This window comes from Mycobacterium shigaense (genome assembly GCF_002356315.1).
GTDB classification, from domain to species: domain Bacteria; phylum Actinomycetota; class Actinomycetes; order Mycobacteriales; family Mycobacteriaceae; genus Mycobacterium; species Mycobacterium shigaense.
This window is the reverse complement of record NZ_AP018164.1, coordinates 3,159,500-3,170,901: the sequence shown is the minus strand read 5'-3', so window position 1 is coordinate 3,170,901 and position 11,402 is coordinate 3,159,500. Positions and strand designations below refer to the sequence as shown.

Sequence of the window (11,402 nt, the reverse complement as noted above, 5' to 3'; positions counted from 1 at the left end):
CGCCGCTGCGCAACACAGTGGACCTGAAGGGACGTTGATGGTCAGCACCGGCGCGGACACGATCTACCGGAACGGGCCCATCGTGACGATGGTCGACGGCCGTCGACAGGTCGAGGCAGTCGCCGTCGCGTCCGGTCGGATTCTGGCGGCCGGTTCCGAACCCGACGTGATGGCAACCAGAAGCGACGCGACCCGCGTCGTCGACCTCGCCGGCAACACACTGATGCCGTCCTTCATCGACGCGCACGGCCATTTCATGAACGCCCCGCAGGTGGTCAAGTGGGCTAACGTCCAGGGTGTCCCGGCCGGCCCGGTCAGCACGGTGGCCGACGTGATCGCCGTCTTGCAGGAGCATGTGCGCAGGCTCGGGCTCAGCCCGGGCGACTGGGTCATCGGTTACGGCTACGACCGCTCGAACCTGGCCGAGCAGCGCGAGCTCACCGTCGACGATCTGGACCCTTTTTTCCCCGACAACCCGGTGCTGCTGATTCACAGCTCCAACCACGGCGCGGTGCTGAACACCGCGGCGTTCCGCAAGGTGGGTTACGACGAGAACACCGAAACCCCGGCCGGCGGGGTGATCCTGCGCAAGACCGGCACGAATGTGCCGGCCGGCCTGGTCATGGAGACGGCTTTCCTGCCTATATTCGCCAACATGCCCAAGGCGAGCGAGCGGGAGCGTCTCGACACCCTGGATGCCGCGCAGCAGATCTACGCCCGGGTCGGGGTCACAACATGCCAGGAAGGCGCGACGAACGCCGCCGACCTGCTATTCCTGCGCAAGGCCGCCGGCGAGGGCCTGCTCTACCTCGACATCGTGTCGCTGCCGTTCATCTTCGAAATACCCGAAATCCTCAAGCAGTGGGCACCTGAGTTCCGGGGCGGTCCGATGGAACTGCCCGAGGATGCCCGCACGGCCTTCGGGACTTACCGCGAGCACCTGAAGCTTCAGGGCATCAAGCTTGTGCTGGACGGCTCTCCCCAGGGCAAGACGGCCTTTTGGACCGAGCCCCTGCTCACCGCCGGACCCGGCGGTGAGCAGAACTGGCGGGGCGCACCCACACTTCCGCCCGACGTCGCCAAGGCGGCGATTGCCGAGATATATGGCAAGGGCATTCAGGTCTTTATGCATGCCAACGGCGATGCGGCCATCGATCTGGCCATCGAGGGCCTGCGCGGTGCGGGCGCGCGCGCCGGGGACGGCCACCGCCCGGTGGTGATCCACTCCCAATGCATGCGGCCCGAGCAGCTCGACGCCTACGTCGAACTCGGCGTCGACCCGAGCTTCTTCACCGCGCACACGTTCTACTGGGGCGACGAGCACCTCGCCAACCTCGGTGCGCGACGCGCGAGCTTCCTCAGTCCGATGGCGTCGGCGATCGCCAAGGGCCTGCATTGCTCCAACCACACGGACTTCTCGGTGACGCCGATGGAGCCGATGCGGGTGATGTGGTCATCGATCGTGAGGACGTCGAAGAAGGGCACCCCGATCGGTCCCGCCGAACGGATCGATGTCTGGCAGGCGTTGCGATCGCTCACGGTCGAGGCGGCCTGGCAGATCTTCGAAGAGGATCTCAAGGGCACGATCGAACCGGGCAAGCTGGCCGATCTGGTCATTCTCGATGCCAATCCCCTCGCCGTCGAGACGGATGCGTTGCTGGACATCAACGTCGTTGAAACGCTCAAAGAGGGCCGGACGGTCTACCGGGCCGCCTGAGCGGTAATAAGTATTACTAGGCTCGCATTACGGAGGCCAGCGCCGACAGTGGGATGCGGGCCTGAACGGTGCCGCCGTCCATGTACCACTGCATGACGCCGGGTGTGAAGTCGATCGGTTCGTCGTGCCCGACGGGATAGTCGGGCATATACAGGATCAATTCGTCGGGTGTCAGCGCCCACGCCTTGTATGCGCCCGAGTAGACCTTGTCGGGAGTCCAGCGGTCGAGTCGGAACGGGTAGCTGCCCGGATCATGTTGTGGCGGAGCCTGATCCAGCGCGGTCTGGATGAACGGGGCGGCCACCGGCGGGATCGCGGTCAGCGGGTTCGACGTCGTCAGGTCGGCGAGCTGCACGCGCCGCCCGCTGGCCATGTCGAACGTAAACGTGCGATAGGCGTTGTTGGGTTGGGGCCCGTCGGCGTGGTAGCTCTCGTGGAATACCGCGCTGAGCAGATTGGCATGCCGGAAGATCTCGAAATTCTCCTCGCCGTAGCTGTCGGCCGCCATGTGCGCGTTGGCGGTCGTCCAGTTGTTGACCAGCGTGCGCAGGTAGTCGCGGATCGCCGGCCCCGTGGTCGGGTTGTCGACGAGGTCGTCGGGGACGGCGACCTTGATGTCCCGCACGGCATTGCGTTCGGAGGTCACCGAGGCGTGGCAATACTGCCCGTCCCAGCTGCCGCCGAGTTCGCCGCACAACGACGGCGCCGATGCGTGTGCGTTGCCGTCATCGAAAATCGTTGCGGCGCATGCTAATACGAGCGTAGCGACGAGCCGCCACATCACAGTAGCTGGACCTTGCTGGCGCGCCAGCGGCCATCGACCTTCTCCATCGTCATCTTGATCCTGCTGCGGTCGATGCGTGGGTCGGGTGCCGTCGAGTTCGCGACGGTCTGGTCGATGAACACCAGCACCACCACCTTGTTCGTGGCGGCGGACTGGATCGCAGAGTCCACGACCACCCCGTGTGCGCTGGCCTTGTTGTCGATCAGCAACTGGCGCAGCTGCACGCTGGATTGGGTGTACATGTCCTTGAACTCGCCGGTGGCGCCGTCGAGCACCTGCCGGAAGTTCTCGTCCACCTTGTTCGAGTCGATGCTCGTCAGCACTTGCGCGTAGGCGATGGCCGCCTGCTGGGCCTGCCGGCCGGCCGCCTCGACCTCGTGCTCTTGCCACAGTTTCCAGCCGAGCAGACCGGAAACCGAAAGGGAGGCAACGAGTAGCAGCGGCAGCACGGCGCGCCGCAGGTACTGCCGCTGCAGGTACTTGCGCCAGGACCGCTTGCTGCGCACCGCCTCGGGGCGCTTGCGTTCGAGCAGCCCGGTGCCGGCCGCGTCCTCGTCGTCGTCGGGGGAGGCGTCGGCGTCCGCGTCGCTGGGGGCGTCGGCATCTCGGGTCTCGTCGGCCGGGGTCTCGTCAGCCGTGGTGTCGGGCGTCTTGTCTTGCACCTTCGGGTCCTTTTTGATTGTCGCGACCACCATCATCTCCTTCGGGAAGTGTCGGGCTCTAGTGCGGCGGTTCTATCGGCAGCGGCGGTCCGCCGTAGGGGGTGGGAATGGTGAAGCGGCCCTTCGGTGTTGGGTCGGTTCGGCGACCCAGATCCGCTCCGGGCGGCGGGCCGGCGGTGTCGTCGCCGCCCGGTCGCGGCGCGTTCTTGGCGCCCCGGATCGAGACGGCGGGGTCGTCGTCGCGGCAGTAGGTGTACATGAACGGCTCGTAGTAGTCCGCGGCCGACGGTGCGTGCGCCGGCGTCCCGTAGTCGCACAAGTAGCGGGGGTACAGGTCGGCGATCGCCCAGACGCCGTTGTCGTGGAAGGCGCTCGTCACCGCGTCCAGCACCGAGCCCCGGTAGTCGGGGAACAGCGCGTTTAGCGCCGGCACCCGCAGATACAGCAGCTGCGACAGGGTGGCCATGCTGCCCAGCAGCTGCACCATCGTGTCGGAGTTGTCGGAGAACAGGTTGTCGACGGCCGACAGCGTCCGCGGTGTCTGTCCGGTCAATCGCCGGTAGCCGGCCTGCATGCGGGCCACGCCGGACAGCGTGTGCCGCAGCTCGGTGGCGGTGGCCGCCAGGCCGGCGTTCTTGTCGCTGGCCAGGTTCAGCACCACGCGGCTGGTCTTGATGATGCTGGTGGTCTGCGGGAGCACCGCATCGAGCGTCGATAGCAGGAAGGTACCGCCGTCGACGATGGCGGCCAGTTTCGCTGGGCCCTCCTTGCTCATGCTGAGTTCTTTTTTGATCAGCTCGATCTTGCGCGGATCGACCTGTGCCAGCACGCCGTCGGCGTCGCTGAGCAAGCGCGCCAGGCTGACCGGAACGGTTGCGTGATCCAGGGCGATGAGGCTGCCGTCGTGCAGATACGGCCCGGCATCGGATTGGGCTTCGAAGTTGATGTACTGCTCGCCGGCGGGCGACAGCGCCGACACTTGCACGAGGCTGTCGGCCGGGATTTTGACTTTGGCGGCGATGTTGGCGATGGCGTTGACACCGGTGTCGGTGATCTGCAGCGACTCGACGCGCCCGATTCGCACGCCGCGCAGCGCGACGTCCTGATTGGGAAGGAGGCCACCGGATTCCGGCAACTGCACGATGACGCGGTAGGAGGACGCGAATGGGGTCACCCGCAGCGCACCGATGAGCAGATACGCGGTCGCCACGATCAGGGTGAGCACGAGCCCGGCAACCGACAGCCAGACCTGCTGACGGTGGCCGGCCCGCACCACTCGTACCATCACAGTCGCGGCGTCCGCGACGGCGGGGATCACGGCTGGGGTCCCGGAGACAGGGGGCCCGGCGGCGGGGCACCGGGAGCCGACGGCGGCCCCGGTAGCGGCCCGGGCGCGACATCGATCTGGCCCGGGACTCTCGGGTCCGGAATGACTGACACCTGCGGCGAATTCGGTCCGCGGCCCACCACCCGTTCCTGCAACCGCCACAGCGTGTACTTCAGCGTGCCGACGAGCAAATTCATGTTGTAGTGATGCGGTCCGTGCAGCCCGATGTCGCCCGGGTAGCCGATGTCGGGGAGGGATCCGAGGATCAGCTTGTCAACCCCGACATGCACCGAAAATGCGCTTCCTGCGGTGGATTTGACCAGCGGGGGGATCAACCGGTTGATCGCGTAGAAGCTGGTGTCCGGGCTCACCGCGACGTCGTTGGCGGCCCCGGCGATCGTGTTGAGGTCGCGAATCAGGCTGCGGCAGCTGGTGTCGGTTCCGCCGATCGACGGGAACCTGGCCAGCAACCGCGCGGTGTTGCCCGCCCGCACCGTGAGGTCGGAAAGCTCGGCGGTGTTGTCCGCCAGGGCGGAGGTGGCGGGCCGGGCCGCCGTCATCAGATCGGTGATGGCGTGGTCCTTGGCGTCGAGTTGGTCTGCCAGAAGCGACAATTGGGTCAGGGCGGCGGACATCTGGCCGGACCGGGCATCGAGGGTTCCCACCAGCTGGTTGGACTTGCGGATCAGGTCGCCGAAGGCCTGGCCCTGGTCACCGGTGGCCTTGCCGAAACCGTTGATGATGTTGGTGAAGTTGCGCACCGCTCCGCCGTTCACCAGTATCGCCGCCGAGCTGAGCACCGATTCGACGGTCGCGGCCGCGGCCGTCGAATCCAGGCCGATGGTGTCGCCGTTCTTCAGTATCGGCATCTCCACGAGATCGCCGGCGGGTGGCTTGAGCGCGACGAAGACGTCGCCGAGTGGTGTGGCGGTGCGCAATTCGGCAGTGCTGCCCCGTGGGAGTAACACGCCGTCGCGGATGCGCAGCGTGGTCACCGCGGTGTAATTCCGGGCGGTCATCGATTCGACCTGCCCGACGTCGGCGCCGGCGAGCTTGACCTTGGCGTTCATCGGAAGGTTGAGTGCGTTGGAGAACACCGCGGTCAGGGTGTACCCCCCCGCACCGAGCCCGGGCGCCGGAAGCGGCAGGCTGGCAAGGCCGTTCGTGCCGCAACCCGCGGTGAGGAACACCGTGGCCAGCACCGTGGCCAGGACAGCCGGCGCGCGTCGCCCGCGGGCGGTGATCATTTCTGCCCCATCGCGGCCATGCCGTCGAGCACATAGGTCAATCCGAAGTCCGGGCCGAAATCCTGAATCGTCCCGGTGCTGCAGCCGAGTTGCCGAAGGCCCATCAGGTTGCAGATCTCTTTGGTGTATTGGCTGTCGAAGAGCAACCGGTCGGTGAGAAAGCGGGCCCGCACGGCGCCGTTGGCGCGGTCGATCATGTTGTAGGCGTTATCGGCCAGCATCGGCGCCACATCGAGCATTTCGGCGAGGTCGCGCCGGTGATCGGTCACCGCCTTCGCCGTGCCGTTGCCGTTGATCAGGGCCTGCTTGATGGTGTCGCGGTTGGCGTCGAGCAGGTCGCCGGCCCGCTGGACCAGTTGGTCGAACCGCTTCCCGGTGTCGCCGCTGCCGATGTCCTCCTCGGCCATGATCTGGCTGACCTGATGGATGGTGGAGGCGAATTCGCGCAGCTTGGCGTCGTTGGCGGCCGCCGCGTCGAACAGCGCGCTGATGTTCTTGATGATCGCGGTGATCTGTTCGCGGGTCGCAGCACCTCCGTCGCTGGACAGGCGCAGCGCCCTGGACAATGCGTCGAGCGCGGACTTGATCTGCCCGCCGTTGCCGTCGACGACCTTGCTGCCGTTGTTGATCACGTCGGCAATCGGGCCGCCACCGTGGCCGTCTCCCTCGAGCGACTTGGTGACGCGATCTAGAACGCTGAGCACGCGGCTGAATTCGACCGGGGTCTTGGTGCGGGTCAGGCCGATGGTGTCGTGATTCTCCAGCACCGGGCCGCCGCGGTACGGCGGCGTGAGCTCGATCTGCCGATCGGTCAGGATCGAGGTCGACACGGTGACGGCTTGCACGGCCGCGGGAACCTTGACGCGGCGGTCGACGGTGAACTCGACCTCGACGTAGGGGCCCCTGGCGTTGATCCTGGTGATCTTGCCGACCGGCATTCCCAGCACCGCCACCACGTTGCCCTCGTAAAGGCCCGAGGCGCTGTCGAATTGGGCCGTCACGGAAATCGTGTCATCGTCGGAACCCAGGGACCACCACCCGACGCCGACCGCGGCGGCCAGCACCACCACGGCGGCGCCGACGGCCATCGCCTTGGACCTCAGCAGGCCGGCCCCGATCACTTGCAGTCCTTGAAGTACTGGCTCATGCCGAACTGCTCGGCGCGCCCGCTGATCGCGCACATCCACGAGTCGATGAGCGGGACGTTGTTCGCGTTGAAGTTGATGGCGTTGCCCTCGCCGGTGAGGTTAGCCGCCTCCCGGAAGAAGATCGGGCTGATCTGCAACATGTTGCTCAGCAGGTCGTCGTGCTTTGCCATCATGCCGGTGAAGTCGCGCATGTCCGCGATGAGCGATTGCAGGCCGGACCGGTCGTTGACCACGAGCTGGCTCATGGTGTTCACCAAGTTCGTCAGGGATTGCATCATGGCGTGGAAAACGGCTCGGCGCGAGACGAATTGGCCCAGCAGGTCCTGGCCCTGATTGATCAGTTTGCCGATGCCGGCCTGCTGGCGCCGCAGGGTGTTGGTCACCTGTTCGGTGCCGCGCAGCAGCTGGCCAAGTTGGTCGCGGCGCACCGCGATGATCGACGACAGCGAGTGAATGTTCGTGATGGCCTGCGGCACCACTGCGGGCAGGCCCTCGAGTTGCTTGCCGAGCACCGCCAGCGATTGCGCGAACCGGTCGGAGTCGACCTGCTCGAAGGTCGTGGTGGCATCCTGCAGCGCGGCCTGCAGATCGTAGGGCACCTCGGTGTGGGACAGGTCAAAGGTGTTGCGAGGCAGGGTGCCTAAGCCGCTGGGCTGCAGCGCGAGATAGCGCGAGCCCAGGATGGTGGCGACCCGGATCTGGGCACGAGAGTCCTTGCCCAGCGCGATATCGTCACGGATCTTCAGGCCCGCCTCGACGTGATCGCCGTCGAGTTCCATGCTCGTCACGTTGCCGACGGGAATTCCCGCGACCACGATCGGATTGCCGGGCCGCAGCGAGGCCGCCTGCAGAAACTCCGCGGTGTAGTGCCGGTACCCGGCACCGAGCGCATGCACCGCCAGCATGGCTCCGATCACCACCGCGACCACCGCGACCGCGATGAACCCGAGCCACGTCATGTTGTAGCTCTCCAGCGGGCGGTGTTTGAACCACGAGAGTCGACGCCGGAACGAGTTATCAGCCACCGGCGGTGCTCCTGCATCGGGGGCTGTGCCACGTCTTGTTTCCCGGCGTGGCGGCGGCGACGATGATCGGCACCACGTCGTTGAGGCCAGGGAAGAATCCCATGAAGTTCACGTCGCAGACGTAGGCGTTGCCGTAGGCGCCCTGATTGCCCACCCGGGCAAGTCCTTTCAGCAACAGCGGGATGTTGTCGCCGAAGAACGCGACCTGCGGTTCGACGTCCATCAGGTGCCGGGCCACGCCGGGCTTGCGATCGACGAGTTCGCGCAGCGCCGGATAGACGTCGCTGGCCGAGGTCGAAAGTCGGCCCAGCACCCGCGACAGGGAACCCGCCGCGGCGACGAGTTCCGGGCGCCGCCGGTCCAGCTGCGCTACGACGTCGCGGGTCTGGGTGATGACCCCGTCGAAATTGTCGTTCTGCCGGGCGAGGATGCCGACCACGTTGTTGAGGTTGGTGATCACGTCGCCGAGTGCCTGGTCCCGTCCGGCGAATGTCTCAGTGAGCGTGGATGTCTGGCTGATCAGCGTGGTCAGCGACGACGTGTCACCCTGCAGCGAGGCGATGATGCCCTTGGTGAGGTTGTCCGCGTCTCTCGGGTTCAGCAGGCTGAACAACGGTTCGTAGCCGTTGAGTAGGGCGGTGACGTCGAACGACGGTTCGGTGCGCTCCAACGGGATGACGCTGCCGGGCGGCAACAGACTCTGCGCGCCCTCCTTACCCGGCGACAGCCCGAGGTATCGCTGCCCGACGATGTTTTGGTAGGTCACGGACGCGACGGTGTTTCCGTACAGGTGCTGGTCGGTCTGCAACACGAAGGCGACCCGGGCCACTGTCCCGTCGAGTTCGACCTTTTCCACCCGGCCCACCCGCACCCCGGCCATCCGGACATCGTCGCCTTCGCGCAGCCCGTAGACGTCGGTGAACAACGCAGAATAGCCGGCCGTGTCACCGGCGACGTCGCGGCGCAGGCTCGCATACACCAACCAGGTGACCGTCACGGCGGCGACCATGAACAGGGTGAGGCCGATCAGTGGTCCGCGGAATCTCATCTGCATGTCAGTGCGGCCCTCCGGGTTTCAGCGACACCGTGGTGCCCCGGGCCACCGGGCCCAGCAGCAGCTCGGTCGCCGGCGTGGCGGGCTCGCCGGTGATCACGCTGAGCATGTTTCGCTCGTACTGGCTGCCGACCGGTCCGACGTTGCCCCCGAAAGAGCCCCGGTACGAGGACTGCGGTATCCACGGCGCCTTCGGCGCGACCGGCGCGATCCATGGGGCATTCGGCGACGGCGTCGCGGGCGCGCCGGGCGAGGGGTTGTCGGGGGTGGCGCTGCCCGGCACCGGCGGCGACGGCGTGATTCCCGGGGCGAGCGGGGGATTGGGATCGGTCAGATTGGGTGGCCCGTTGATCAGCGGCGGTCCGACCGCGACGAGGTTTCCGTCGGGGCCGATGACCGTGCCCGGCGGCGGGGCGAGGTCCTTCGGCGGGTGGTAGTTCTGCGGCAGCAGCACTTGCGGCAGATCGGGACGCACCGGGATCAGCGGGGCGGTAAAACAGCTGGGGCCCTTCAGGTCTCCGTAATGCGGGCAGTCCGCGCGGGTGTAGGTGGACGACGGGGTGAAGGTGAGCATCGCGCGCATGTTGCCGACGTCGTTGCCCGGCACCCAGACTTCCTCCATGAACTTGTCGGCCAGGTTGTCCAGTTTGGTGACCGCGGGCACGAAGTTGTTGGACTTCATCGCCAGGATGCCCAGCACCGGCGTGAAGTCACTGGTGATCTTGATGAGCTGATCGATGTGATTGTTGAACGATGTCTGCGTCGTGCCGAGGGTGTAGTCGGCGCCGGAGAGCAGCGAGACCAACTGTCCGCGTGTCTCGGCGAACGTCTGCATCGGCTCGACGGCCTGGTGCAGGGCATCGAGCAGGTCCGGTGCGGTCTGCTGCAACCCTTGGGCCGCATCGATGAGCGCGGATACCGTCGACGGGCCGGCATCCGTGCTGACAATCGAATTGAGCTGGTCGAGGAGGCGATTCAACTGCGCCCCGGCGTTCAGCAGGGTGACGCGGCGGTGAGCGGTGGCGGCGCCGAGCGCGGCCAGGATGCCCACCGACCGGTCGTCGCGGCCGCGGCCGGCGGCGGCCAGCAGGTCGCGCAACTTGCTGACGGTGGTTTGAAACAGCACCGTCGGCAGCCGGTTGTCCTCGGGAATGTGGGCGCCCGGCCGGATCATGGACCCGGGGCCCTGGGGGCCACCGCCGACCAGCTGCACCGACGACACGGCGAAGACGTTGCTGGGCACCACTCTTGCGGTCACTGCAGCCGGAATCGACTGGGCGAATTCGGGTTTGAGGTCGATATAGACATAATTGGGCTTGCCGTCGGCCGCCGGAATCACGTCGTTGACCATCCCGACGAGCACGCCGTGGTACTTGACGTCGGATTTCTGCGGGAGCCCGTCGCCGACATTGACCAGATCGGCGACCACCCGAACGTAGTCGTTGAGCCGGCCGGTGGACTTGAGCAGCATCGCGACGGTGAGCAGGGACGCGACGACCAGGACCGCCATCCCGGTGGCCAGCAGTTGCCGGTCCGATGGGCCGCGTCCGTCCAGCTCAAAGGAATTCGGCATCTAACCGCCGAACCTCGCGCCGGCGCCGACGCCCCACAGCGCCATGGTCAGCAGCATGTTCACGATGATCACGACGGTGATGCTCGCGCGCATTCCGTGTCCGGCGGCCACGCCGACGCCCTCGGGTCCGCCGGTCGCGTAATAGCCGTAATAGCACTGGATCGTCGACGCGATCCACACAAAGATGACGGCTTTGATCAACGAATAGACGATGTCCTGGCCGGCCAGCATCAGCGTGAAGTAGTGCAGGTAGGAGCCGGTCGAGCCGCCGCTGCTGATCCCGACGACGACCTGGGTGGTCAGGTAGCCGATCGCCAGGCACGCGGCATACAGCGGGACGATCGCGGCCACCGAGGCGATCAGCCGGGTGGTCACCAGGTACGGAATCGGGCGGATCGCAATGGATTCCAGCGCGTCGATCTCCTCGGCGATACGCATCGACCCCAGCTGAGCGGTGAACCGACAGCCGCCCTGCATCGCAAAGGACAGCGACGCCATCAGCGGTGCCAGCTCGCGAGTATTGACCAACGACGAGACGAAGCCGGTCGCCGGGCCGAGCCCGAGCAGGTCCAGGAAGTTGTAGCCCTCGATGCCGACCAGCGCACCGACGGTCATCCCGAGCACGACCGCCACGCCGGCGGTGCCCCCACCCACGACGATCGAGCCGTTGCCCCAGGTGATGTTCGACAGCAGTCGCAGGAACTCCCCGCGGTACTGGCGCAGGGTGAGCGGTACCGCGGCCAGCGCCCGGATGAAGAACACCAGCAGGTGCCCCAGCCGGATGATCGGCGCGGTGCCCCTGCGGTAGAGCAGGCCGACCCGATTCGACAGCGGCGTGGGTGGACGGTTGGTGATCGTCGCCATG

10 protein-coding genes are annotated in these 11,402 nt (G+C 66.6%); 1 reads left to right on the top strand and 9 read right to left on the bottom strand.

All coding sequences use genetic code 11. The features are described from left to right. Positions 1 to 37 precede the first annotated feature (37 nt). The gene (locus MSG_RS14875) at positions 38 to 1,717 is read left to right on the top strand and encodes an amidohydrolase (RefSeq protein WP_096440771.1); all 1,680 of its coding nucleotides are present in this window, start codon (positions 38 to 40) and stop codon (positions 1,715 to 1,717) included. Positions 1,718 to 1,733: 16 nt separating this feature from the next. Here MSG_RS14875 and MSG_RS14870 read toward each other — a convergent pair whose 3' ends face one another. Genes MSG_RS14870 through MSG_RS14830 form a run of 9 tightly spaced genes read right to left on the bottom strand, consistent with a single transcriptional unit; the run spans position 1,734 to position 11,401 of the window. Then, positions 1,734 to 2,498, bottom strand: coding sequence for a mannan-binding family protein (locus MSG_RS14870; protein WP_162899229.1), 765 nt, complete (start codon positions 2,496 to 2,498; stop codon positions 1,734 to 1,736). Then, the gene (locus tag MSG_RS14865) at positions 2,498 to 3,199 is read right to left on the bottom strand and encodes a hypothetical protein (protein WP_096440767.1); all 702 of its coding nucleotides are present in this window, start codon (positions 3,197 to 3,199) and stop codon (positions 2,498 to 2,500) included. The genes MSG_RS14870 and MSG_RS14865 overlap by 1 nt, the downstream gene beginning before the upstream one ends. Before the next feature lie 22 nt (positions 3,200 to 3,221). Next, positions 3,222 to 4,481 carry an MlaD family protein gene (locus tag MSG_RS14860; RefSeq protein WP_096440765.1) on the bottom strand — a complete coding sequence of 420 codons (1,260 nt, stop codon included), beginning with the start codon at positions 4,479 to 4,481 and terminating at the stop codon, positions 3,222 to 3,224. After that, positions 4,478 to 5,737, bottom strand: coding sequence for an MlaD family protein (locus MSG_RS14855; RefSeq protein ID WP_096440763.1), 1,260 nt, complete (start codon positions 5,735 to 5,737; stop codon positions 4,478 to 4,480). Before MSG_RS14855 ends, MSG_RS14860 begins: the two co-directional genes overlap by 4 nt. After that, the gene (locus tag MSG_RS14850; RefSeq protein ID WP_096444531.1) at positions 5,734 to 6,825 is read right to left on the bottom strand and encodes an MCE family protein; all 1,092 of its coding nucleotides are present in this window, start codon (positions 6,823 to 6,825) and stop codon (positions 5,734 to 5,736) included. Before MSG_RS14850 ends, MSG_RS14855 begins: the two co-directional genes overlap by 4 nt. Positions 6,826 to 6,854: 29 nt before the next feature. Further along, entirely contained in the window at positions 6,855 to 7,844 is a 990-nt protein-coding gene (locus MSG_RS14845) for an MCE family protein (protein WP_181159247.1), read from the bottom strand. A gap of 58 nt (positions 7,845 to 7,902) precedes the next feature. Then, positions 7,903 to 8,958: an MCE family protein gene (locus MSG_RS14840; protein ID WP_096444529.1), complete on the bottom strand. Its 1,056-nt coding sequence runs from the start codon at positions 8,956 to 8,958 to the stop codon at positions 7,903 to 7,905. 7 nt (positions 8,959 to 8,965) lie between these two features. Then, complete coding sequence (locus MSG_RS14835; RefSeq protein WP_096440759.1) at positions 8,966 to 10,537, bottom strand: MlaD family protein; 1,572 nt, start codon at positions 10,535 to 10,537, stop codon at positions 8,966 to 8,968. Continuing rightward, positions 10,538 to 11,401 carry an MlaE family ABC transporter permease gene (locus MSG_RS14830; protein ID WP_096440757.1) on the bottom strand — a complete coding sequence of 288 codons (864 nt, stop codon included), beginning with the start codon at positions 11,399 to 11,401 and terminating at the stop codon, positions 10,538 to 10,540. Position 11,402: the final 1 nt, after the last annotated feature.

Bases quoted from the DNA above. Each gene is read 5' to 3' on its own strand.
- MSG_RS14875 (WP_096440771.1), top strand. From the start codon at position 38: ATGGTCAGCACCGGCGCGGACACGATCTACCGGAACGGGCCCATCGTG.
- MSG_RS14870 (WP_162899229.1), bottom strand. From the start codon at position 2,498: ATGTGGCGGCTCGTCGCTACGCTCGTATTAGCATGCGCCGCAACGATT.
- MSG_RS14865 (WP_096440767.1), bottom strand. From the start codon at position 3,199: ATGATGGTGGTCGCGACAATCAAAAAGGACCCGAAGGTGCAAGACAAG.
- MSG_RS14855 (WP_096440763.1), bottom strand. From the start codon at position 5,737: ATGATCACCGCCCGCGGGCGACGCGCGCCGGCTGTCCTGGCCACGGTG.
- MSG_RS14850 (WP_096444531.1), bottom strand. From the start codon at position 6,825: ATGGCCGTCGGCGCCGCCGTGGTGGTGCTGGCCGCCGCGGTCGGCGTC.
- MSG_RS14845 (WP_181159247.1), bottom strand. From the start codon at position 7,844: ATGACGTGGCTCGGGTTCATCGCGGTCGCGGTGGTCGCGGTGGTGATC.
- MSG_RS14840 (WP_096444529.1), bottom strand. From the start codon at position 8,958: ATGAGATTCCGCGGACCACTGATCGGCCTCACCCTGTTCATGGTCGCC.
- MSG_RS14835 (WP_096440759.1), bottom strand. From the start codon at position 10,537: ATGCCGAATTCCTTTGAGCTGGACGGACGCGGCCCATCGGACCGGCAA.
- MSG_RS14830 (WP_096440757.1), bottom strand. From the start codon at position 11,401: ATGGCGACGATCACCAACCGTCCACCCACGCCGCTGTCGAATCGGGTC.